This window comes from Candidatus Nitrosopumilus sp., assembly GCF_040878665.1.
In the GTDB taxonomy this organism is placed as follows: Archaea; Thermoproteota; Nitrososphaeria; order Nitrososphaerales; family Nitrosopumilaceae; genus Nitrosopumilus.
The window spans coordinates 121,128-143,462 of the sequence record NZ_JBBDLU010000001.1; the positions used below are offsets into that span (position 1 = coordinate 121,128).

Sequence of the window (22,335 nt, forward strand, 5' to 3'; positions counted from 1 at the left end):
TGAAATCCACAAAATACATGCCAAAAATTGAAACTTTGGATGGGGCTAGTTTTTGGAAAAATGCATATGCTCATCAGCGAGGTAAATTATTAAAAAAAGTTAATGTGCCTGAAGATCAAATAATTGAGTTAGTTAATAAAAAATACATGGAAATTCCTGCTGCCCTAAGATATGAAATTGAAACTAGTGGAATAAATAAAAAAGAATTACAGTGATTCGAAATTCATTTTAACTGGGTAAATTAGTGTCTGTTATGTCAAATGTATCCTATGACGATTTTGCAAAGTTAGATATTCGAGTTGCAAAAATTATTGGAACTGAATCCATCGAAGGTAAATCTAAAATTATCAAAGGTAGGATTGATTTAGGAAATGATGATCAACGTGATGTCATAATTGGCGGTGCGCAGTATTATCAACCTGAAGATATTGTTGGAAAAATTGTTATTGTGATTGCAAATCTTGAACCTAAAAAAATGGCTGGTGTTGAATCAAATGCAATGTTGTTAGCTGTAGATGTTGATGATAAACCATACTGGTTAACTGTAACTGAAGATGTGCCATTAGGTAGTCCAATAAAATAATTAATTTTTAAAATTATTTTTAGCCTCTAAATTTTTGTAGATAAAAATGAATGAAAATAGATTTATGATTTCAATCATAAATCATTAATTTTTTTTCTTCAAGTAATGCATGTAGGTTGTTTACAGATCTATATACATCTGGTTCGTGTTTTGCTCCTGTACACACGAGTTTTCCTGATGAGAATAGTAAAATCACTGTTTTTGGATCTAACATTCTGTGAATAAGTCCAGGAAATTGTTCTGGCTCGTACATACTCCGTGGCAATGTTCTTGCTGCTTGTTCCAAATGAATTTTTCCACCTAGATTGATGGACGCAACGATATTTTGAACTGTTACTACTGCATCTTTTTTTACCTTGATTCCACCCTTTCGAAGTTTTTGTACTACTGTTTTTACAGCCTTTCTAGCCATCTCTTCAGATTTGGAACCGGTACATACCATTTTACCTGAAGTGAAAATCAATGTTGCAGTTTTTGGAGTCTTTAATCTAAAAACTAATCCTGGAAATTGATCCGGATGATATTCTACATCTGGAAACGTTCTAGTGATTTCATTCAAATCCATCTTCTGCATTACATCTGCAGAAGCTACAACATTTTCTACACTCACGATTGGTTTTGTTTGTGGCATATTTGGCTTTTTTTGTATTTTAACTATAATAAAAGCACTCGCCATCATTTAGCCATCAAATACTCATTTTTTGCAATCTGAACTCACTATCCTTGGTTTTGGAACGAATGTTTTAATTTGGTTTGAATAAATGCTGATCCTAGTGAATTTCACATCTTTTGATCAATTATTTTCAATGAGCGATGACTCAAACCCCATTATGATGCTAGTTTGGATTCTTCCAATAGTACTTTTTGTATTTTACGGACAACGTATCCAATTATTTGTCACTTCAAGTGAAATCAAAAAAGCCATCAAAAAACTAGACAGTTTTAGAGATACCTCAAGAACTGAATTAATTAATTACATCAAAAATACTTTGAAAGCAAAGGATGACTCTGTAAAAAAAATTGATCGATTTTTAGATTATTTTACAATCATGCCAGTTGACATGGACCCTCATGGAATTGTTGACAAAGTTCATCATATAGTAAGATCAAGAGAAGATTTTACAAGATTACAAGTAAAATCATTATCTCCTGAAATGACTGATATTGAATTAACCAAAGCCCAGACCTTGCTAGAAATTGCATCATCTCTACAAATGATTCACAAAATTGTCAATCACATGTTTTTGACTGCAAAAAAACAAAACAACTATCCTTTAATTTTGCCTTTACAGATGATTCTTCCTTTCATAATGGAGCAAGCAGAAGCGATGAAGGAAGCAATTTCTGCATTTAAAGCAGGACAACCAGTAGGCGATGGAATAGGTCCTATGATTGTTGGCAAAATGATGTTAAATAATCCAAAGAATCCAATTGCATTTCAAACTGTTTCTTCAGAAATTGGTTTTGAAGGCAGAAAACTGTTTCTTCTAAAAGCAGAAGGTCCAGGTTCTACCGTTGGTAGACCTGCAGATGCATTAGAAATTATTATTTCAAAAGAAAAACCTGATACAATAATTATGATTGACGCTGCATTGAAGATGGAGGGTGAAAACTCTGCATCAACTGCATATGGTTTTGGTGCTGCTATTGGTGGCATTGGTACTGAGAGATTTCAAATTGAATCAATTGCCACAAATAATAACATCCCTATATTTTCAATTGTAATTAAACAATCTGTCAAGGAGGCAATTACTTTGATGACAAAAGAAATTGCTGATACTGCAGATGATGTTTGTTTACAAGTTTATGATATGATTAGAGAGAACACCAAACAAGGTCAATCTGTGGTGGTAATTGGAGTTGGAAATACATCAGGAGTTCCACAATAATGTTTTCCAAGAAAAAAATCACTATGGCATATACTGTTGAACAATGTACAAAATGTGGAATGCAGGTAAAACGCAAGTTCGAGGAAGGTGATATTCTGTTTGTAAATACGACAAAATGTGTATCCTGTGACGGATTGTCAATGATTGAGAAGATCTTTGGCGAATCTGTTGATCAATAGATTCTATATTATTTAGTTCTAAATTTTACATTACATCCTGGGCAAAACCATGATGTTCCCTCACCTTGTTCTTTGAACATTAATCCTCCGCATTTAGGACATGGTCTTATTTCTTCACTCATGATTTTTCCCTAATTTTGTATTTTTACTGTACTCTAGTTGTGATTGTTACTCCGTCTTCTTTTGGAATGAATGTATGTTCTGCTTGAGCTACTCTCTGACCATTTATCTCAATTAAAATTGGATATGCTTGTATTGCCTTTTTCTTGATTAAAATGTCTAGTAATTCTTTTCCTTTCTTTTCATCCCATTCTTTTACAATCCATCTTAGAGCAAATGGTAACATGTTGAAGTTTTCCCAAATGAAATCTAGTAATTTATCTGCCTCTTCATTTTTTGTTTTCTTTCGTGAGTTTAGTGCAAAAATATTTTTTATTTGTCCATTTCTTACAAACCCTCCCCCGTGTTCTGTTGTTACAAATGGTTCACATGCATAAGCTGAATTCTCTGATAGTGAAAATCCTCCTATTGACCAAATATTTGGAATTGATTTACCTGCGTGTATTGTATATTGATCAAGTGAATGTCCACTGAGATTTGCAATTGGTTTGAACCCCATTTTTTTAATTGTTGTTTCAATAGCCCGTCCAATATCACTTGCTTTGACTCCTACTTTTATCATAGACATTGCATTTCCCAATGCCTCTTCTGCAGCTTGAACTAGACCATCAAATTGTGCATCATAACAAACAGTAACTGCAGTGTCTGCAATGTACCCATCAATCTGTGCACCCAAGTCAATTTTTACTAAATCTGTATCTTTGATTGTAATTGGATCATTTGGTTCTGCTGTATAATGGGCTGCAATTTCATTAATGCTTGCGTTTACTGGAAATGCACATTTTGCCCCTCTTTTTTTAATCTCGTTTTCTACCTCCTCGCAAATTTCATAGACTGTTTTTCCTACCCAGTCTTTCACTCTGACCATTTCTCTTACTTCAGATGCAATTTTTCCTGCTTTGATGTATGCTTCAATTTGCACGTTTTTGCTCTTTTAACTGCCTTTAAAATGATTATCTGTGAAGCTTAAATTGGGCAATTTGTTTGGCATACTGGGATCGTGGTCTAGCTTGGTATGATTCTGCGTTTGGGACGCAGAGGTCGAGTGTTCAAATCTCTCCGATCCCACCATACCATTATCTTATTATCAAATCGAATTCCTATTGTAGTTGCCGAGCAATGAGGAAGAGTTAGAGTAATGATTGTAAATGATGTAATATTTTGTCTCACGATCTGAGCTCAGGCACGTTTTTATGAATTAGATTATTCTTTGGTTTTATTGAATTTTGTAAGACGAGATATTATTCTGATTGTTGGACTCTTTCTTTTTATGATTGGATTATTGCCCTTCATGGCTCCAATCTATGCTGTTTTGATTGTATTGGGTATGTATTTTGGAATCAAAGTGTATGTTGGGAAAAGGAGACAACTAATTGAGAATGACGTTGGTGAAGGAATCTGCATGGAATGTGGTTCTAAAATCCTTAATAAAAAATGTCCAAAGTGTGATTATATTCAAGAATGATTCCTACGTATCTTCTAAATACAAAAATGTTGTAAACTACACATGAAATTCACTACAGACGTCATAAATTTGAGGTCAACTTTAACAACAAGCTCAACTTTTCCTCAATTCCATTCTAAAATGAGTCTTCTAGTAAATCAATTTAGGAATACATATGAATCGTAATCTGTTTATCTTACTGTCTGTGATCCTTTTCGCAGGAGTAATAGTTCCTGCATATGCTCAAACTGCTGATCATGTGGTGATTAATGAAGTAGATATCAATCCTACAGGTGATGATTCTACATCTATTTCTGAATGGGTTGAGCTCTATAATCCCACCAATTCTGATGTGGATTTAGGTGGATGGGAAGTTGCATCTACAACAGTTCTTAAAAAAACAATGACAATTCCTTCTGGTACTGTTATTAAATCTGGACAATTTTTAACATATTCCTATCAAAATCTTTGGTTTACTGATTCAAGTGAATCTGTAGAACTTAGAGATGCAAATGGCATTGTAATTGATAAAACTCCAACTCTGTCTGATATTAAAAATGATTTTACATCATGGCAACGAATCTATGATGGCTATGATCTTGACAATGTCGATGATTGGAAATTTGTAAAATCTACTGCAGGCTCTTCAAATGGAAAATTAATTGAAACTAAAACAACTCCAGGTGTTAATGTTACAGTATCTTCAGAAAAGTCATTTTATCTATTTGGAGATGTGGCAGTTATCTCTGGAAGTGTTTCTGAAGAAGTCTATGTTGTAAAACCTTTCTTTCAACCTCAACAAATCATACTTACTATTACTGGTCCTAATTTTCATAAAATAATTACGTTATATCCAGATCTAAACTTGAATTATAAAACCACTCTTAGTTTGCATCAAGTTCTTGGGATCAACAAAGGAACTTATGATGTATCTGTAAATTATGCTGGTGCAACTGCTAATACTAATTTTTCAGTAGGAATAGAACAAACCCAACAAAAAATAGAACAAGATGAAGAATTTAGTGTACTTACTGATAAATCACAATACATTCCAGGACAACTCGCCTCAATTAGTGGATTTACTTCTGAAATAATTCCTTTCCAAGGTATGAAGTTTACAGTAAAAGATTCTACTGGTAAAATTATCTATAATGGAAATCTATTTCCTAAAAATGGTGCCTTTCAAACAAGTATCTTTCTTACAACTGTGAATCCTGTCTATGGACTATATACAATAGATGCTGAGTATTTTGATAAATCTGCATCTGCTTCCTTTGAGGTGGTAAAAGATATCAAAGAAAATGTTCCGATATCCCTTTGGGCTGATAGTCAAGCCTACGGTTTGGGTGATAAGGTGAATATTAGTGGCAGATTAAATCAAGTTTTTGTTAACACACTTGATTTGGAAATCCTACAAACAAAGCAAACTTCACTCAAAAGCGCTTCTGGTAGTGATTCTGGATTTAAAATCAAAGATGGAGTAACAATCATGGGTGATGGTTCGTTTACATATTCTTTTACCATTCCAAACAATTCTAATCGTTTAGGTGATTACAAAGTTACTGTTTCTAAGGCAATTGGTACTGCCACCATTATTATTCCTGTTGTAGATGATCCTGAAAACTTTGTTAAATCCGATGATCCAATAACCCTTCAAACTGATACTGATGTCTATGACTTTGGTGATACTATTACTATTCATGGATTTGTAAAAGATCCTTACTCCAATTCAAGTTATGGCACTGGCTCCTCAGTAAAAGTCTCAATTTTACATGAAGATGGCACTCCTCTTCAAATTGACTCTTTATCAAAAAATAACAATATAGTTGTTGGATATAGTTTTTCAGCCATCCCAGAAACCTCTGGAAAATATTCAGTTAAAGTTGATGTGACAAAAAATATCTTCACTCCTGGAAATTATATTGTTAAATCTCAATATTTGGCAAATACTGCAACAAGCACTTTTTCAATAGTTGATTCTCTTGATTTGAAAGACGGTGCAATCATTTCCACTGATAAAGAAGTATATGGCTTGGGTGAAACCGTTCATTTGACTGGAATTCTTCCTCCAACTGGTGATCATTCAGTATCTATCACTATAACTAGACCTGATGGTACTAGTGCCGATTCAGGTGCAACTGTTCAAAATCAGCGATTTTCATGGGATTGGAATGTGCCTGTATCTGAAAAACCTGCTAATTTAAAAGAAGATGATGGCCGAAGTACTAAAATTTCAAATTATGGTATTTACAAAATTAAGGTAGCCATTGCATCAAAAAGCATGGATTTTTTCTTTAAAGTTTCCGCAGATCCTCAAAATGACTCTTTATCTCTAAATCCACTGTTTGTATCAACTGAAAAGTCATTATACAAAGCTGGTGAGAAATTAAATGTAGTAGGTAATGTAATTCCACGTGTACAAGGCAGTGAGGGATTAGTAATTGCCGAAAGAGTAATCATAAAAATTCATGATGGCACATTTCCATTCAAACAAATTCATCAAGCAATGGTCTATCCAACTCTAGGTGGTGGGTTCTCAAGTCTATTTGAATTGCCTGCTACTATATTCAAAGAAGGTGAATACATTGTACGTGCAAATTATTTGAACAAGCAAACTGAATCTAGATTTAGTGTTGCTAATGATTTTACATTTGGAAGCAATGTTGACTTGTCTTTGCTATTAAACACTGACAAATCTGAATATTATCCTGGTGATATTGTGGTAGTTACAGGAAAACCTAGCAAGCTAGTATATTTGGAAAAATTTGATGTAAGTGTAATTCAGAAAACAGAAAATGGAATTACATGTGGTTCATTTTATTGTGGAAAACACACTGGACCTGTAACCACCATTAGACCAAGTCCTTCTGGTTCCTTTTCACACGAATTTGTAATCCCTGCATCTGTTTCATCTGTTGGTGCATACGAAGTTACAGTAGATGCTGATTTTGAAACTGCACACATTAAATTTGATGTGATAGAAAAACCACTACCTTTGAAACTAAACACTGTAATTGAAAAAGAAAGCAGAATTGCTGAGAAAACGATTTCACTTATCACTGAAGGAAAAACCACCGTTGATGGTAATCTTGCACCACGAGTTATTTCTGGTTCATTACTAACTCCTACCCGAGGCGAAGAATCTAACGTTAATCTCAAAGTGAGCACTATTACCGGTGCATGTATTATTGGTCCTGATGATGATTGTCTAGTTAGAGAATCTACACGAAAACAAGGTCAAATTTACGATGTTGTTGAAGTTGATGGAACTAATCTTAATGTCAGATATAGTGGTCCTGATGTACGTCTAGAAAAATTTAGTATTTTACCAGAGTCTTCAACTGAATTTTTATCTGATACAATTTGGAATGTTGAGATTATGAAAGATGATCAAGTGTCTAGATTTTATTACACCATAACCTACAAGGCATTAGAGTAAATTCCAAATACTCTAAATGTAATTTGTGATTAAAGTGAAATTACAAGTTTTAATGTTTTATCAGGACGATCCTAAAAAATGCACAGCTGCTAAAATGGTAAAATTTGGATTAGCACAAAACATCAAAAAAATCAGCGCAAAAGGTTTGGTATTAGATCCATTCTCTGAAAAAACACTATTGCCTAAGGATAAGTCAATAATTCACTCTATAATTGGCATTGATTGCTCTTGGAATCTTGCAGATCAAGCATTTTCTAAAAAATTTGATGGAATTAAAAGAAAACTACCTCCATTACTTGCAGGTAATCCAATAAACTATTCCAAATTAAACAAATTGACTACAGTTGAGGCATTGTCTGCGTCACTATACATTTTAGGTTTTAAGGAACAAAGTTTGGAATTGCTTGACAAATTCAAATGGGGGCACACGTTCTACGAATTAAACCAAAATCTTTTGGATGAATACTCAAAACTTGAAAATGAATCTCAAATAGAACTGATTTTAAAAGATTACGGATTACTTTGATTTCGTTTCTTTAGATATGCTATGATTCCAATGATCAATATTATTGGAATGATCCAAATCCAATACTCATGTTTTTTATTAGAAAATTCAGTATTTTCATATGTGTCTACGGGTAGCTCTATTTTATCGCTAGTCAAAACAAAGCTCATCTCATGAAAATCCGGTTTTAGTACTGAATTTGAAATTGCGAATATTTTGATATTGTTTGCGCCTACTTCAAAATCTTTCATATATTCTGATGGTATGTTGATTGTCGTCTTTGTTCCTTGAATCTCAATTTTGTCTGTAATTATTTTTTCATTTAGATTATTTGTTATGAAATATAATAATGAATCTGAATTTTGAGTTTCTATTATCAAAATCAGCTCATCTCCTTTCTGTATTGTTTTTTCCATATCTATCTTTTTGATCAACGGAAAATCTATTCTTTCAAATTTCTCCCATTCTCCTTTCTTAAATGGATATGAATCATCATCAAATGCTTTTACTTTGATTGTTCTTGATTCTGGAGAATATGATTCAAGATAAAATGGACCGTTACTTATTACTGCGTGATTATTATCTTCAATCCATTTTATTGAAGAATCATATCTGTTATTGTAATGATCTATTTTTTCATTATTTTCTTTTAATGCTTGTGGGATGTAATTACTGTCTTTGAATTTTTGTAAATAATTTTTTATTGTATTTGCATCATTTGGAATGATCAATGATAACCAGTTTACATTTTTACTTGTTGCCCCTGATCTAGAAAATGACATTTTTCCATCGATTACGGCTTCCTCCATTGCTGCAGTGATTTCCCACGGTGTGGTGCTCCATATTGATGCCCATTCAGCTATTTCACCTTCATCAAAATGCCAATAATCTACGTATACTTCAATAGTATCTTCATCTATCACATTCACTCCTTTGATTGTCTGAATACTTTGCGCAGCTCTTGGGGTAAATTCAGTGTCAAATGTTTTATCATTCTTATCTAGTTGTGTTCCCCATTCTATTGTGAAATACAATGAATACAAAATATCATTCATGTCTATTTTTTCACCATTATGCCAATTGCTAAATTTAAAATCAAATATCGCTTTACTTGTTGCAAAAGAATTTTCCTCTACATGACTCCATTTTTGTAATGACGGATTCCATGTCTTTGCTTCTTGCGGTAATGCTATTTTTCCCTCTGGCCCTTTGGTTTCAACTTGCCAATTTGCTCTAACTGGAAATGTTTCACCTGTAAATGGGTGCTTAAATGTTGCAGGATCTGAAATAATTCCCCAAATATGTCTACTGTACGTATCAGTTAACCCCATCACTGGATTCCATGCTCCTTGATAGATTTGTTTAACACCGATTACAAATTCGTCATGATCACTTTTTGCATTAATTGGAGTAAATCTACTTGGAACCCCTGCCCCAAAATCGTTTACTACGCCATGCACTTTTTCATTTACAACATACTGGTCAATCTTGCTTGCCAGAAAAATTCTAACTGATTCATTAATGCCTTCCATTACTGCTTCTTGAACTAATTCTGTTCTTTGTTTTGATGTTTCAAAATCTCCAGTGTAAATTTTCTGGGTTAATTCATCTAATTTATCATTTCTATAATTCCAATATGTTGGGTCATTAAATCCAGGCATATATGAAAACCATGGAGAATACATTTGTCCTAATGCTGTGGAATCATATTTGACAAATGCGGAACTATTCCACCCTTCTGTGTATATGCTCCATTTCAAATCTGCAGGATTTGAACCATATATCACAACAAATGCTTTGTTGAGGTCTCCAAAATCTTTTTTGACTGTGAATCCAATTTTTTCTAATTCTGTTGATAGGATCTCCCCTATTGATTTTCTAACTGGATCATCACTTCTGATAAAAACTATGATCTCTATTGGCATGTTGTTCATTTCCCATTTGCCATTTGTTTTTATGGCTCCTTTTTCTTTTAATGTGTCTGTGATGATTTTCTCTGCAAGGCTAGGATTGTATTTGAAATTAAATGTCTCTAGCTGTTCAATGATTGTAAGATATTCTGGGTTTGTTGGACTATAGTATGAGATGCTTGGAATTCCGTACCCTCCCATCAATTCATTGACTATCAATTTTCTGTCTACTAAATAATTTAGAGCAAATCTGATGTCTTTATCTGAGAATGGGTTGAATTTTTCTGATTCGGCAGGGTTTACTAAAATACTGTAACTTCCTCCTGTGGAATCAAACACTTGTAATCCTTTTTTGGCTTGATTGTTATCTAGTCTATCTGGAGAAATTGTATAATAATATGCATCAAGATTTCCATTTCTTACTTCTTCTAATGCTGTGTTCTCATCCAAATATTGAATAAATTTAACTGAGTCAAAGAATGTATTTTTTTCTGCAAATGATTCATCGTATATTATAGATACTATTGAAAGAGCTAGTATCACAACTAGCATTTTTCTCATAATCTTGTTTTTTAAAACATGTAATAAAACCTATATCATAATGACCTGATGTTATTGTCTCCTAAAACCTATATTTCTAACATGACTCAAAAATTACAATTGAAAATTCATCCTAAAATGATAATTGGCTTACAAGGAATTATTTCTGGTGGTGTGTCTGTTCAAGATTTTTCTGCTGTCACAAAAATGAATTTAGATGACTCTCAAATAATTTTAGATGAATTTATTAAAAATGACATTGGGAAAAAAGAAAATGGCTGGTATTATTTTGAAAATGGTGATAAATTAAAAATCACAATAACTTTACTTGAAAAAGGATTTCCAATCGACGAAATTGCAATTGCTTTAGATTGGAGAGATTTTGAGGGATTGACTGCTGAAATTTTATCATCAAAAAACTTTGCAGTAATTAAAAATATGATTTTGACTAAACCTAGAATGGAAATTGATGTCATTGGCATCCGATTAGGTGTTGCCATTTTAATTGATTGCAAACATTGGAAGCGATATAGTGCCTCTGCATTATCCACTGTTGTTAAAAAACAGATTGAGAGAACTAAAAAATATGTTTTAAAAACTCCTGGGGCGCTTGCTGTTCCTGTTATTGTTACTTTGTATCATGATAAAATTAATTTTATTGATAACGTTCCAATCGTGCCTATTTTTCAGTTTTCTTCATTTATTGATGAGTTTTATGGTAATCTAGATCAAATGAAAACTATAGAAAAAGACTAGTTGAAAATAATATTACGCATCCTATTACGAATGTTTTTGTAATTCGCAATGAATTGTCTAGTGCTTTTGAATAATCTTCGTATATGCTTTGACCCATAACTTTGACTTTTGTTTTATTTTCTAAAATTTCAAATTTTGCTGATGTAATGTCTGCCTCTGCGTTTTTTGCAATCTCGAAAAACCACTTTGATAGTTTTTCTGCACTTGTAATTAGTCCTAATTGATAGTACCCGTTTCTATTTCTGGCTTTAACTGGGGCAAAATGGGTATCTGATGTACAGATCTCAAGCAATTGGTAATCTTTCTTTGTAAATATGTCTATGATTTTCTCCCTTACTCCATTTTCCATGTTATTTGCATCTGCCCATCCTAGAAAGTATTTCTTTCCATTAATCTTAAGACACACAATTCCTAATCCTCCCATCCCCAAATCTTCTGTCCATACATCCATTCCATCGGTATTGGCGTATCCTAATTCTATTGGGAAACTATTTTTTGTGATTAATGTGTCTAAGCAGGATTTTGCAGCCTTTAACATGTCTTCTCCATCTTCATTAGAAATTTCTTCACCCATTGCATTGTGGCAATCCACTATCATTGGTTTCATATAATTTCGATTTTTGGCATACTGCTCAATTTCTGTTTTTATGTAGTTGGGAATATCTTCCATTCCGTGTGGAGACAACGACAAAAATAACAATGGATTATTCCCAAACAGCAAGCCTATGACTCTTGATTTATTTATCTGAACTATTACTGGCTCGGTACATTGTATTCCATGATCTCTTATTTCACTACTTTCCAAATTTTTTAAATATTTTTCAACTTCATTTCTTGATGGTAGATTTAACGCATGATTTGATATGCTGTGCATTACCATTGCTGATGATGATAAATTCTTGTAAATTAGATATGGTATATTGCTTCCTCCAACTGGATGATATGGTCCTGGATGTATCTCTGGTAAGACCATTCTGAACTCTTTTCCATTTTGTGTTGAGAATCTAATTTGAGATGTGGCCACATTGGATTCATTTGAACGTTTTTCCATAATTTCTTCTGCATCTGTGAAATCATTTCCCTGTGATGCCAAATATGCTTGAATTGTTTTATGTGTGCTTTCCATACCTGGTCTGCCTGCTCTATCTGTTAGAACTGACCATACACTTGCAATTATCATAAATGATATGCCGTATCCTAAAGACAAAGGATCACTTAGCATTGAAACCCATAATTCTTGTGGAACTAACACCAGAAACATTGCTATAGGTTGAACAAAACATATCATCCAAGCTTTCTTCAAATTTACTCCCAACGTTGTTGTGTAAATTCCTATTCTGAAACTTGCAAAAAGGAACATTCCAAAAGTTACAAAAAATAATGATGTTTCTTTAACTAGAACCACACTTGCCAATAATCCCATCAAGAGTGTAACTATCCATAACATGTTTGCAAACAATGATGAATGAAGTGATTTTGAATACTCTTTTTTCTTTGAAAATCTCACATCAATAATCTGTGTTAGTGCTAACACTCCTACAATTATTGGAATTCTATACCAAAACTCTTCAAGTGATTCGTTCAAATACCCAAAATGAACTGTAAGTGCAATCACTGCTGCTATTATGAGAGATGCAACTAATGAGAAATAATATGATGCTGGATTAAGTAACGTAAGGGAAAATCTCTTGTGTATGTTTGAAACATCGTCTAAGTCTTTTTCCATTGTTTCTTCACGGAGCTAGAAATATGTCAATTGCCCATGAAATTACAATTAAACTGATTGGAATGGATACTACAATTCTTGGGTCTATTTTGAATCCTTTTGTCTCATCTTCAAAAAATCTCATGAGGCCTCCACTTGATGCTGGAAGTGGTGCTGATTTCTTATTGCTACTCATTACAGTTCATCGTCACGGATTTTAACATAAAAACTTTATTCTTATGAGAAAATTCACCCCTCTTTCTAAAAATAGATCGTTTTAGGTATTCTCTTCAGGCTTGTAATTACCGTCTTTTTGTTATCTTTTAGACAATCTTTTTCTTTACATGTTGTTTTACTGATTCATCTGAATACATTTGCTGTTTAAATTGTCATAAACACTATGATGAATGCAGTTATTACTACTCCGATAGATACTTTCATGAATGTTGACATGAGTTTAATTTCTACATGTCTTATTTGTTTTATAAATTAGAGTTTAGGTAAATTTCCTGTTTTATCTAGATTTGATTTGCATACTTTACAATAAAGTCTAATTTCTGTTGATGGGAATTCTGCTCCACAATTTTTACATGTGTAAAACTTTGCTTTATTCACAAATTTTGTATGATCGTTTACGACTTAAGCATTTGGTATTTACTGATTTGTTTTATGTTTGTATGTGACCATGATTTGTATATCCTGGATTTTTCTCTAAAATATCGTTATTTTTCATCTTTGATCTTTCCCATTGTTTCTAGCAGCGAATTAATTGTTTTTAGAATCTCTTGTTGCTTTTCATGATTTGTCTCATTTTCTAATTCTGTTGAAAGAGTCTTCATCTTTTTTTCTATTGTTTTTTTAATTGTTGATGATGTGCTATCTGGTGTCTCTATTACTGGTACCTCTTTTTTTCCAGGTTCACGTCCACAATTAATGCATAATGCATATCCTTCTTTCATCACTCTGACTCCTGTACAATATGGGCAAGGTTCTCTAAGCAATGTTGCTCCATTTAGAAGCATATCTGCAGCTTTTTTGGTAAGTTCTTCTGTCACTGTTTATCTTTAATTTCCCATCTAAAAAATACGATTGTTTCTGATTTTTTAGTTATATTCAAACAAGGCTTAATAGTGTGAATAATTGAATTTATTTCGAACGAATGGCGGTAATTTGTAATACTTGTGGTCTTCCGGAAGATCTATGTGCTTGTGGCGAACTTGCCAAAGATAGCACAAAAATTATCATTCGATTAGAAACTAGACGATTTAAGAAAAAAGGCACTATGATAGAAGGATTGGATCCTAAATTAAACAACTTAGAAACTGTAGCAAAAGATCTCAAAAACAAATATGCTTGCGGAGGAACTGCAAAAGAAGGTTACATCTTTTTACAAGGAGATCATCGAGACACAATTAAAGAGACTTTGATTAATTTAGGATTTGCGGCAGATACAATAGAATTACACTAGACCGAATTGCAAAATTCAAATAAATTACTCCAATCAATTGGAATTCCTTTTACTGCATTACTTACTGTAATTTTTGGGCTTCTTCTCGTTTCTTTCCCAATTGGCATCTTTGTTATTTTTGAAAGTGATTTAGGTGGTGATATCAATTATGAATACCCTCTCACACATCTAGATATTTTCAATGGAACTTGGTTGTATCTGAATCCTGTTGATGTAAGCATTGGTGATGCTTTTGTTGTTTTATGGACTTTTTATCTTGTACTTTTTGTCATTGCAATACTTGGTCCATCTCGTGGGTTTTTAAAAACACTTTCACTGATTATCTCTTTTGGAAAATATGATGCTAGACTCAATTACATGTTAGGAGTTACAAAATGGTTTTCAATTTTAATATTAATTTCTGTACTGATTAATTTTGTACAGGAAGGTTTTGATGTTACTATTGTTCCTCCTTTAGTTGATAACGATTTAATCCAATTTTTTTATGTTAGTCTTGCTCCTATAATTGAAGAATTTGGATTTCGGTTTGTATTGATTGGTATTCCTCTCTTTACTCTTTATTCGGATAAATTCTCTGCACGTTACTTCATACGTTGTTTGTGGAATCCTACTTTTTTAGACATTCATAATGTAAAAAAAGCTATATTTTTGATTGTTTTTGTAGGAATTCTTTTCGGATTTGCACATGTAGCTTTTGGAGATTCTTGGAGTAATGGTAAATTTGCGCAAGCTTCAGCTAGTGGAATTATTTTGGGATGGGTTTATCTGAGATATGGTTTTGTGTCTGCGCTTTTGATTCACTGGGCCACCAACTATTTTGTGTTTTCATATGTTAATTTTATTGCTCAAATTAATGTGATTTCAATTGAAGAAGCGTTTTCTCATTCTCTGATGTCCTCCTTGGAGATTCTATTCTTGGTTTCCGGTGCTTTTGCTATCTGTATGTTGTTAGTTGACAGATTTTATATGACAAACAAGCATGTGCAATTGAGTAATTGATATGAAGATATTGTTATTATTTTTTACAGTGCTATTTTGTTTAGGCGGTACATTGACCATTTACGCTGAAGAATCAATCCCATTTTGGGTTAAAAATAATGCTATGTGGTGGTCTGCAGATAAAATCAGTGATGATAACTTTGCTCATGGTGTAGATTGGCTGATATTTGATGGTTTACTGAACACTCCTTCTTCTATATCTGAAAATAAAATTCCTTTTTGGTTTAAGAATACTGCATATTATTGGGTACATGGTTTAATTTCTGAAGTCGAGTTTCTTAACTCTCTTGAATATCTACTTGAACAAAACCTTCTCACAGTGGCAAACTCTGTTTCTTTGCCTGATTACACGAAACATCGTTTTTCAGGAAATAACGAATTTTTTATAATGTATGCATATGAGAAAGATTTCTATTTTGAAAATAATATTCCGATCCCTAAAGACATCCATTTTCTATTAAAATCAGACATTGAACACATTGAAGATATTTTGTATGATGCTGAAAACCAAAACTCTGTGGTTATAGTGCCTATTTTTACTTCTAGTGCTTATTGGGAACCTGGGTTTTACACTTTTTTCAGAAATGAATGCTCTACAGAATGTCTGACTACAAAAATTGAATATTCTAAACATTTAGGCTATTCTGCTTCCTCTAATGCTGTAAAGATTTTATCTCTCCTTGGCTATCCTCTGCTCACTGATATTGATATTGATAAAGATCCTAGTCTATTAGATAAATTTGATTCCGTAATATTACTTCATAATGAATATGTCACTCAAAAAGAATTTGAATCCATTACTCACCATCCCAATGTTTTACATCTGTATCCTAACTCTCTTTATGGAAATATTTCCGTGAATTACATTGATGATACAATCACTTTGATTAGAGGACATGGTTATCCCGATGAAAAAATAAAAAATGGGTTTGATTGGAAATATGATAATACACATCCATATGAGTTTGATACGGAATGCTTGGACTGGAATTTTTATTCAATCCCAAACGGTCATATGCTTAATTGTTACCCTGAAAACTTAATTACGTCTGATTTTGAACTCTTAAAAGAAATTAAAAATTTTACTTTGAAAAAATAATTTTAAAGATTTAGAGCTAATTTCAAACCTTTGTATCTATTTCTAATTGTAACTTCAGTTACTCCTGCAGCTTCTGCTACGTCTCTCTGCGTTTTATTTTCTCCATTTGTCACACATGCTACATAAAGCGCAGCAGCAGCTAATCCCATAGGATCTTTACCTGCTGAGATTTTTTGCTCTTCTGCAGTTTGTAAAATCTTTGTTGCTTTTCTTTTTGTTTTTTCAGACAATCCTGCTTTACTTGCAATCCTTGAAATACATTTTACTGGATCCACAACTGGCATTTTCAGATTCAATTCTCTTAACAATAAACGATAACATCTCGCAATATCTTTTCGTTTAATGTTGCTTGCCAATCCAATATCTTTTAATGTTCTTGGAGTTTCTGTATCTCTACACGCTGCATAAAGTGCAGATGCAATTAAAGCTGAAATAGAACGACCTCTGACAAGACCCTTTTCAAGAGCTTTTCTGTAAATATAAGCTGCTTTCTCAATTACTGAATCACCTACTGCAAGTTTGTCTTTTAATCTGTCTAGTTCACTAAATGCTTGTCTAAAGTTTCTATCTACTGGCTCGTGTACTTGACTTCTACTATCCCATGTTCTTAATCTCTCAATCGTACTTTTCATTGCAGATGTAAGTGGTTTTCCAGTTGCATCTCTATTTTGTGGATTGATTACAGTGGCCAAACCCATATCGTGCATAGCAAGTGATGTTGGAACTCCTGCTCTACTTTTGTTCTCACCTTCATTTGAGAATGACCTCCATTCTGGTCCTGATTCTTCTACTTTGTCTGTAATCACAAATCCACATTTGCCACAAAAATTCTCACCTGTATTGGCATCTGTAACTAGTGTCCCTTTTCCACATCTTGGGCATCTGTCTTTTGGATTTACTGTTTTAACCATTTTATCTCTCAAAACCTTTTATGATAATATTTAAAATTTTCTAATTAATTGTTTATAAGTTTGTTGTCGATCTTGTACCTAAAATGATGTTTTTATTTTTTACAATTTTCATCTTCTAGTTTGTTTCTAGTATTTTTCTGATTTTTTCACTAATCTCTGGCTTTTCATTTTGTTCTAGTAAAAACTTGAGATCATCTATGTTATCTATATCCCACATTATTCTTTTTACAAAAACCATTGCAACATTGAGTGTGTGCTCTTTTGCAGTATTCATGTGAATTTTGTAACTGTCTTCATCATAATGCGTCTCCATCAAATTCACTGGCATTCTTACTAATGCATTTGTCCCATCAAATCGTCTAGATGGAATAATAATTGCAAAATTTGGATGAGTTTTATAGTTTAACATAAAATCAATGTCTTGAGTTTTGATAAATGGAATGTCTTGAGGAAATACAATTGATGCATGAAAATCATTTTCTAAAAGGTATTTGTCCGCTAATGCTACTGCATTGTTGACACTCTCTTCTTTTTCATCAATGATTGTAATTGTGTTGTATTTTTTACCAATCTCGATTGCTTTTTTTTCTTTAGTGACCATGATTATTTTTTCAATATGTGGAGATATTGATAATGTGTGCAAAATTTCTTCTAACATCACTTTGCATAACTCTTCTACTTGTTGAACTGATAAATCTAAACGTGTTTTTGCTTTAGAGAAAGTCTTTACTGGGATTATTGCTGCAATTTTCAAATTATACGTGTACTTGCTTTAGAATAAAATTTGCTAATGCATCTTCTGCTAATTTATTTTTCATAGTGATTTTTGTTTCAAAAACTTTCATGTCCAAACTTTGAATTTTTTTTGTTAGCAATCTATCTTTAGTATCTATAATCATATTTGAACACACATCTGAATACATTTTTGCCAGCCCATAAGCATTTGATTCTATTCCTGCAGCCTGCATGTATTTTGCTGTAGGTCCACTTATTGCATCATCTCCAATTAATGGACTAATTGCAACTACTTTTTTCTTTATCTTGGATAATTCTTTTCTAATCCCTTTAATTTGCAACATTGGACCAATTGATGTAAGTGGATTTCCTGGTGCCAAAATTACCATGTCTGCATCATGAATTGCGTTAATTGCTTCTGGATTTGGTCGAGCTTTGTCTGCTCCAATATATTGAATTCCTTCTACTGGATCTTTTCCTCTATGTTTTACCCAATATTCTTGTAAATGTAAGTCTCCTTTATCTGTAGTAATTCTTGTTTCAATACTATTGTCTGTAACTGGAATAACGTTTGCAGTTACTGCAAATTTCTCACACATCCATTTTGTAATGTCGCTTAGATTTTTTCCATTTTTTAACATGTTTGTTCTAATCAAATGTGTTGCAGCATCTCTATCTCCAACTCTGAACCACGTTTCTTCTCCAAAAACCTCCATTTGACGCAAAAAATTGAATGTGTCTTTTTGCATTCCCCATCCTCTTTCTTGGTCAAGTAAATCTGCTAATCCGTAAACAATGGTATCTATATCTGGACAAACATAAAGTCCGTAAAGCCAATAATTGTCTCCTACATTACTAATTACATTTACTTTGGATTCTTGAGCAACTAGTCCTCTTACTAATTTGACCGATCCTGTTCCACCTGCTAAGACTGTAATCATATCATATTCCTCTAAAACTAAAAATAGTATTTTTGATACTCCATATTACTTTTTCAAAAAATGCCGATCTAGATAATTGGGATAAGTTTATTACGGTAATTTTACGGATTTTACTCGTGTCTAGAGCTGTAATTATGACAGTTTTACTTGCAACCATTATCGTAGTTGGTACAAGTGTACCTGCTTGGGCTGCTCAATTAGATGCTCAAATTAATCCTAATAGTAACTTTTCTCCATTTAAAGTGAATTACCAAAAAACCATCTTTATTGAATATCCAAACGGAGGCCAACTCTTTGATGAATTACATACAAAATCATGGACCCTTAGTGGAACTGCTGATTCATCAAATATAGGGGTTCAAAATTTGATGAAGAAATTAAATGAAAATATTGCAGATTCTGGTAGTCAAGCAAGGATCTCAGATCTTAATGTGTTATATGATATTCATCTTAAAGGAAGAAACATCAATTCTTCAGTTGATTACAAAGTTATTCTGAGTGGTACTTTGAGCGAATATGTAATCACAAAGGATCAAGTTAGAACTCTCGTTGATTTAGGATGGAGAGGTCTATCTACAAATCAAGAAATTCAAATTGATGGTATAGATATCAATCATCCGATCAGTTTATTCAAAGTTGAAGAGCCTTTACTTTACAGTATAGTTGTTGGTACTGAAGCTGAAGAAATTCTTAGTAAAAATATGATTAACGCTGATTTTATTGCTGAACAACCATTGACCAACTGGCACTTTTTATTTGATCCTACTGGCGTTACTTCTGACGCTGCAACATTTGGACTAGACAAATCTATTTCCGGATTTGTTATCTCTAGTTGGACTATGGGTGAGAGTAGCATTAGAGAAGGAAGACAAGTTGAACGAGTGTTTGAAGCTGAAATTAATTCTGATCAAAAATATGTTATACGAACTGTGCAATCTGCAGATCAAGCTAATTTGTCTGCAATCGGATTTGGCGCTTTAGATATTTTAGATGGTGTTGAGATTATTGGTGTCACTCCAACTCCTCCAGAAGGTTACGCAACAACGTCTACTGGCGATTTTCCAATTTTCATAGTTTATGGTATGGCTGGAATGGCGGCTGTGGCAGGAATTGCGTTTTTCTTTATTAGTAGCAGATCTCTTAAAAATGAGAAACAAGGCCAACAAGGAATTGATCCAAGTAGATTGGTTGGTTATCAGACTAGTGCATCTTCTGGCGGCTATCAAACCAACAGAGGAGAGGCTCAATTAAAAGATGATACTAACTATCAACAGACACGTAATGTTTACGACGAACACAATCCACAGAATTCTCCGCCTGCTCCTTCTACTCAAGAAGAAGCTGCATGTGGTTGTGCAGCATCTGCTGAAATGCATTCTGAATGTGACTGTGCAATGCAAGGAGCATGTCTTTGTGATGGAACATGTAGATGCAATGCTGAAATTTGTAAAGAACAAGTTAGTTCTATGAGTTAATCTAATTTTTGAATATATCATTTCCATAAATGGAAATATTCTATTATGTTTGATTCTTTAGTAAATAATTGATTTTTTATCATTGAAAATAGTAGTAAACAAAATCTTTGTAATGGCAGAACGACTTACTATAATGTTGAATAGTGACATTGCAAAAAAACTACGTTTACTACAAGCAAAACGAATTAAAGAATCTGCTTCCACTGTTAGCTTTTCACGAATAGTAAATGAAGTCTTGGAAAAAGGACTAAAATAGTTTCATTGTTTTAATGACTTATTTTTATGAATAGTTCTGATATGTCTTTTTAAATGTCCTCCTGCAAGATGTTTCTTACAATATGGGCATTGAATTCGTTTTATCATACTAACTTCATATTTTTTATGAAAATATTATATTAATCAATGTTTTTTGAAAAATTTTAAAAAATTATGTGTGCTGGGAGTAACCCTCCTTCTGTTTTCACGATATTTCGCTTTGCAGCCTACCTGAACTTAGTACAGGATCCTTTAGTTCTGTTTGGCTTTGCTCCATGTGGGTCGTCTTTTTCATTCCTTTTATGGAAATCTCAGGTTTTGCCATCATTGTGCGCCATATTGGATTTTTTTCTGTTCCGTTGCCAACCATCTCTGATTATCTATCTCCAGATCACATTTCCTGTATGGAGGGAGGAGTTTCCTCTGCCGTAGCAGCGTGTCGTGCTCCAGCTCACATGATTATTGTATTTCGTTATTAGATTTGAGTATTACTTTTTTGGTTTCGTGCCTATTATGAATAAAGTTCCGTATTCTCGTTTCCATCTCTTCTTATTTTTCAAATCTTTAATGTGTCTTGTTTTTACTGTGAATCCTGTTTTTTTGAAAAACTGTCTCCATTCTTTTTTTGAATGAAGATGCATCTGTATTTTCATTATCTTTGCCCATCTAGATGTTGCTTTGTTTTCTGTGTAAAAATCAGTACCGCAAAAGAATTTTCCTCCTGGTTTTAGCATTTTGTATATCTTTTCTAATGCCACTTCAATCGAATCTACATAATACAATGACTCCATAGAAAATACAAAATTAAATTTTTTCTTATATTTCATTGATTCTATGTCTGTATGAATATATGCTTCTTTTTTACTATTTTTCTTTTTGTTAGCATGAATGATCATTTTTTTACTTTTATCAATCCCTATTGCTTTTTCACACTTTTTTTCTTTTACAATTTTTCTTATCACCCATCCATTTCCACATCCTACATCCAAAAATGTAAATGGCTCATCAAAGTGGATTGTTTTCAAAAATTTTAAAACATTTTTCTCATGTTCTGCCTCCATTAATTCGGCTCTACCGTTTTGAGCCCACTGATCAAAAGTCTTCCTAATCTTATCCATACTATGTCGTTTTCCTGTTTTAATTATAATCTTCTTCTTACTGATCATTGATATGAACGAATTATCCGTGTATCTTATATCTAATTTTTTTTAATCAAATTTGAATAGAATTGCCTGATGAATCATGTAGAAACTGTGGTGGAAAATTATACTCTAATACAAAGTGCTTACAATGTATGAAACCAAATAGCATGATTTGCAAAGATTGTGCAACATGCACTCCGGTCCAATTCCATTCAACTTGTATGTTTTACCAGATCCCTC

24 protein-coding genes, 1 tRNA gene and 1 other RNA gene are annotated in these 22,335 nt (G+C 32.9%); 14 read left to right on the plus strand and 12 right to left on the minus strand.

The window, feature by feature from the left end; translation table 11 throughout:
- Positions 1-17: 17 nt before the first annotated feature.
- Together WDZ98_RS00750 and WDZ98_RS00755 are read left to right on the plus strand one after the other, a co-directional pair.
- Entirely contained in the window at positions 18-215 is a 198-nt protein-coding gene (locus WDZ98_RS00750) for a hypothetical protein (protein WP_368058591.1), read from the plus strand.
- A gap of 38 nt (positions 216-253) precedes the next feature.
- Positions 254-583 (plus strand): tRNA-binding protein, encoded by a 330-nt coding sequence (locus WDZ98_RS00755; RefSeq protein WP_368058589.1) that lies wholly within the window; start codon positions 254-256, stop codon positions 581-583.
- A gap of 70 nt (positions 584-653) precedes the next feature.
- Here WDZ98_RS00755 and WDZ98_RS00760 read toward each other — a convergent pair whose 3' ends face one another.
- Complete coding sequence (locus WDZ98_RS00760) at positions 654-1,214, minus strand: TATA-box-binding protein (RefSeq protein ID WP_368058587.1); 561 nt, start codon at positions 1,212-1,214, stop codon at positions 654-656.
- A 142-nt stretch (positions 1,215-1,356) separates the two neighbouring features.
- On the opposite strand from WDZ98_RS00760, the gene WDZ98_RS00765 reads away from it, so the two are divergent.
- Positions 1,357-2,472, plus strand: a complete 1,116-nt coding sequence (locus WDZ98_RS00765; protein WP_368058585.1) for a DUF1512 domain-containing protein — start codon at positions 1,357-1,359, stop codon at positions 2,470-2,472.
- A complete protein-coding gene (locus tag WDZ98_RS00770; protein ID WP_368058583.1) occupies positions 2,472-2,651 on the plus strand; it encodes a hypothetical protein in 180 nt (59 codons plus the stop codon). The genes WDZ98_RS00765 and WDZ98_RS00770 overlap by 1 nt, the downstream gene beginning before the upstream one ends.
- Before the next feature lie 145 nt (positions 2,652-2,796).
- Here WDZ98_RS00770 and map read toward each other — a convergent pair whose 3' ends face one another.
- Positions 2,797-3,693 (minus strand): type II methionyl aminopeptidase, encoded by an 897-nt coding sequence (gene map / locus WDZ98_RS00775; protein WP_368058581.1) that lies wholly within the window; start codon positions 3,691-3,693, stop codon positions 2,797-2,799.
- Between the two features lie 72 nt (positions 3,694-3,765).
- On the opposite strand from map, the gene WDZ98_RS00780 reads away from it, so the two are divergent.
- The 4 genes from WDZ98_RS00780 (at position 3,766) to WDZ98_RS00795 (ending at position 8,180) form a co-directional block, all read left to right on the plus strand.
- Positions 3,766-3,842, plus strand: a tRNA-Pro gene (locus tag WDZ98_RS00780).
- A gap of 148 nt (positions 3,843-3,990) precedes the next feature.
- Entirely contained in the window at positions 3,991-4,236 is a 246-nt protein-coding gene (locus tag WDZ98_RS00785) for a hypothetical protein (protein ID WP_368058579.1), read from the plus strand.
- 154 nt (positions 4,237-4,390) lie between these two features.
- Positions 4,391-7,654 carry a lamin tail domain-containing protein gene (locus tag WDZ98_RS00790; protein WP_368058577.1) on the plus strand — a complete coding sequence of 1,088 codons (3,264 nt, stop codon included), beginning with the start codon at positions 4,391-4,393 and terminating at the stop codon, positions 7,652-7,654.
- A 34-nt stretch (positions 7,655-7,688) separates the two neighbouring features.
- Positions 7,689-8,180 carry a DUF367 family protein gene (locus tag WDZ98_RS00795; protein WP_368058575.1) on the plus strand — a complete coding sequence of 164 codons (492 nt, stop codon included), beginning with the start codon at positions 7,689-7,691 and terminating at the stop codon, positions 8,178-8,180.
- Here WDZ98_RS00795 and WDZ98_RS00800 read toward each other — a convergent pair.
- Entirely contained in the window at positions 8,165-10,630 is a 2,466-nt protein-coding gene (locus WDZ98_RS00800) for an ABC transporter substrate-binding protein (protein ID WP_368058573.1), read from the minus strand. The genes WDZ98_RS00795 and WDZ98_RS00800 overlap by 16 nt on opposite strands.
- Before the next feature lie 81 nt (positions 10,631-10,711).
- On the opposite strand from WDZ98_RS00800, the gene WDZ98_RS00805 reads away from it, so the two are divergent.
- Positions 10,712-11,365 (plus strand): hypothetical protein, encoded by a 654-nt coding sequence (locus WDZ98_RS00805; protein WP_368058664.1) that lies wholly within the window; start codon positions 10,712-10,714, stop codon positions 11,363-11,365.
- Here WDZ98_RS00805 and WDZ98_RS00810 read toward each other — a convergent pair.
- From WDZ98_RS00810 to WDZ98_RS00825, 4 genes are all read right to left on the minus strand, one after another.
- Positions 11,349-13,091 carry a DUF2070 family protein gene (locus WDZ98_RS00810; RefSeq protein WP_368058571.1) on the minus strand — a complete coding sequence of 581 codons (1,743 nt, stop codon included), beginning with the start codon at positions 13,089-13,091 and terminating at the stop codon, positions 11,349-11,351. The genes WDZ98_RS00805 and WDZ98_RS00810 overlap by 17 nt on opposite strands.
- Positions 13,092-13,098: 7 nt before the next feature.
- On the minus strand, positions 13,099-13,266 hold the full coding sequence (locus WDZ98_RS00815; protein ID WP_368058568.1) for a preprotein translocase subunit Sec61beta: 168 nt from the start codon (positions 13,264-13,266) through the stop codon (positions 13,099-13,101).
- 293 nt (positions 13,267-13,559) lie between these two features.
- Positions 13,560-13,685, minus strand: coding sequence for a hypothetical protein (locus WDZ98_RS00820; protein WP_368058566.1), 126 nt, complete (start codon positions 13,683-13,685; stop codon positions 13,560-13,562).
- 107 nt (positions 13,686-13,792) lie between these two features.
- Positions 13,793-14,125 (minus strand): Sjogren's syndrome/scleroderma autoantigen 1 family protein, encoded by a 333-nt coding sequence (locus tag WDZ98_RS00825; RefSeq protein ID WP_368058564.1) that lies wholly within the window; start codon positions 14,123-14,125, stop codon positions 13,793-13,795.
- 104 nt (positions 14,126-14,229) lie between these two features.
- On the opposite strand from WDZ98_RS00825, the gene yciH reads away from it, so the two are divergent.
- From yciH to WDZ98_RS00840, 3 genes are read left to right on the plus strand one after another with little or no spacing between them, the layout of a single operon-like run.
- Entirely contained in the window at positions 14,230-14,538 is a 309-nt protein-coding gene (gene yciH, locus WDZ98_RS00830; protein WP_368058562.1) for a stress response translation initiation inhibitor YciH, read from the plus strand.
- A gap of 6 nt (positions 14,539-14,544) precedes the next feature.
- Entirely contained in the window at positions 14,545-15,537 is a 993-nt protein-coding gene (locus tag WDZ98_RS00835) for a CPBP family glutamic-type intramembrane protease (protein WP_368058560.1), read from the plus strand.
- A 1-nt stretch (position 15,538) separates the two neighbouring features.
- Positions 15,539-16,636, plus strand: coding sequence for a hypothetical protein (locus WDZ98_RS00840; protein ID WP_368058558.1), 1,098 nt, complete (start codon positions 15,539-15,541; stop codon positions 16,634-16,636).
- 2 nt (positions 16,637-16,638) lie between these two features.
- Here WDZ98_RS00840 and WDZ98_RS00845 read toward each other — a convergent pair whose 3' ends face one another.
- The 3 genes from WDZ98_RS00845 to cofD all read right to left on the minus strand — a co-directional run bounded on the left by WDZ98_RS00845 (position 16,639) and on the right by cofD (position 19,223).
- Positions 16,639-17,547 (minus strand): transcription initiation factor IIB family protein, encoded by a 909-nt coding sequence (locus WDZ98_RS00845; RefSeq protein ID WP_368058556.1) that lies wholly within the window; start codon positions 17,545-17,547, stop codon positions 16,639-16,641.
- A 115-nt stretch (positions 17,548-17,662) separates the two neighbouring features.
- Positions 17,663-18,301, minus strand: a complete 639-nt coding sequence (gene cofC, locus WDZ98_RS00850; RefSeq protein WP_368058554.1) for a 2-phospho-L-lactate guanylyltransferase — start codon at positions 18,299-18,301, stop codon at positions 17,663-17,665.
- A 1-nt stretch (position 18,302) separates the two neighbouring features.
- Positions 18,303-19,223: a 2-phospho-L-lactate transferase gene (cofD, locus tag WDZ98_RS00855; RefSeq protein ID WP_368058552.1), complete on the minus strand. Its 921-nt coding sequence runs from the start codon at positions 19,221-19,223 to the stop codon at positions 18,303-18,305.
- Positions 19,224-19,339: 116 nt separating this feature from the next.
- On the opposite strand from cofD, the gene WDZ98_RS00860 reads away from it, so the two are divergent.
- Positions 19,340-20,698 carry a hypothetical protein gene (locus WDZ98_RS00860; RefSeq protein WP_368058550.1) on the plus strand — a complete coding sequence of 453 codons (1,359 nt, stop codon included), beginning with the start codon at positions 19,340-19,342 and terminating at the stop codon, positions 20,696-20,698.
- A 112-nt stretch (positions 20,699-20,810) separates the two neighbouring features.
- A complete protein-coding gene (locus WDZ98_RS00865; protein ID WP_368058548.1) occupies positions 20,811-20,954 on the plus strand; it encodes a hypothetical protein in 144 nt (47 codons plus the stop codon).
- Positions 20,955-21,129: 175 nt separating this feature from the next.
- On the opposite strand, the gene rnpB is transcribed toward WDZ98_RS00865, so the two are convergent.
- Positions 21,130-21,408: RNase P RNA component (gene rnpB, locus WDZ98_RS00870), an RNA gene on the minus strand.
- Between the two features lie 33 nt (positions 21,409-21,441).
- Complete coding sequence (locus tag WDZ98_RS00875) at positions 21,442-22,071, minus strand: class I SAM-dependent methyltransferase (protein ID WP_368058546.1); 630 nt, start codon at positions 22,069-22,071, stop codon at positions 21,442-21,444.
- Positions 22,072-22,335: the final 264 nt, after the last annotated feature.

Bases quoted from the DNA above. Each gene is read 5' to 3' on its own strand.
- WDZ98_RS00750 (WP_368058591.1), top strand. From the start codon at position 18: ATGCCAAAAATTGAAACTTTGGATGGGGCTAGTTTTTGGAAAAATGCA.
- yciH (WP_368058562.1), top strand. From the start codon at position 14,230: ATGGCGGTAATTTGTAATACTTGTGGTCTTCCGGAAGATCTATGTGCT.
- WDZ98_RS00810 (WP_368058571.1), bottom strand. From the start codon at position 13,091: ATGGAAAAAGACTTAGACGATGTTTCAAACATACACAAGAGATTTTCC.
- WDZ98_RS00840 (WP_368058558.1), top strand. From the start codon at position 15,539: ATGAAGATATTGTTATTATTTTTTACAGTGCTATTTTGTTTAGGCGGT.
- WDZ98_RS00865 (WP_368058548.1), top strand. From the start codon at position 20,811: ATGGCAGAACGACTTACTATAATGTTGAATAGTGACATTGCAAAAAAA.
- WDZ98_RS00805 (WP_368058664.1), top strand. From the start codon at position 10,712: ATGACTCAAAAATTACAATTGAAAATTCATCCTAAAATGATAATTGGC.
- WDZ98_RS00790 (WP_368058577.1), top strand. From the start codon at position 4,391: ATGAATCGTAATCTGTTTATCTTACTGTCTGTGATCCTTTTCGCAGGA.
- WDZ98_RS00875 (WP_368058546.1), bottom strand. From the start codon at position 22,071: ATGGATAAGATTAGGAAGACTTTTGATCAGTGGGCTCAAAACGGTAGA.
- WDZ98_RS00845 (WP_368058556.1), bottom strand. From the start codon at position 17,547: ATGGTTAAAACAGTAAATCCAAAAGACAGATGCCCAAGATGTGGAAAA.
- WDZ98_RS00760 (WP_368058587.1), bottom strand. From the start codon at position 1,214: ATGCCACAAACAAAACCAATCGTGAGTGTAGAAAATGTTGTAGCTTCT.
- cofD (WP_368058552.1), bottom strand. From the start codon at position 19,223: ATGATTACAGTCTTAGCAGGTGGAACAGGATCGGTCAAATTAGTAAGA.
- WDZ98_RS00770 (WP_368058583.1), top strand. From the start codon at position 2,472: ATGTTTTCCAAGAAAAAAATCACTATGGCATATACTGTTGAACAATGT.
- WDZ98_RS00800 (WP_368058573.1), bottom strand. From the start codon at position 10,630: ATGAGAAAAATGCTAGTTGTGATACTAGCTCTTTCAATAGTATCTATA.
- WDZ98_RS00755 (WP_368058589.1), top strand. From the start codon at position 254: ATGTCAAATGTATCCTATGACGATTTTGCAAAGTTAGATATTCGAGTT.
- WDZ98_RS00815 (WP_368058568.1), bottom strand. From the start codon at position 13,266: ATGAGTAGCAATAAGAAATCAGCACCACTTCCAGCATCAAGTGGAGGC.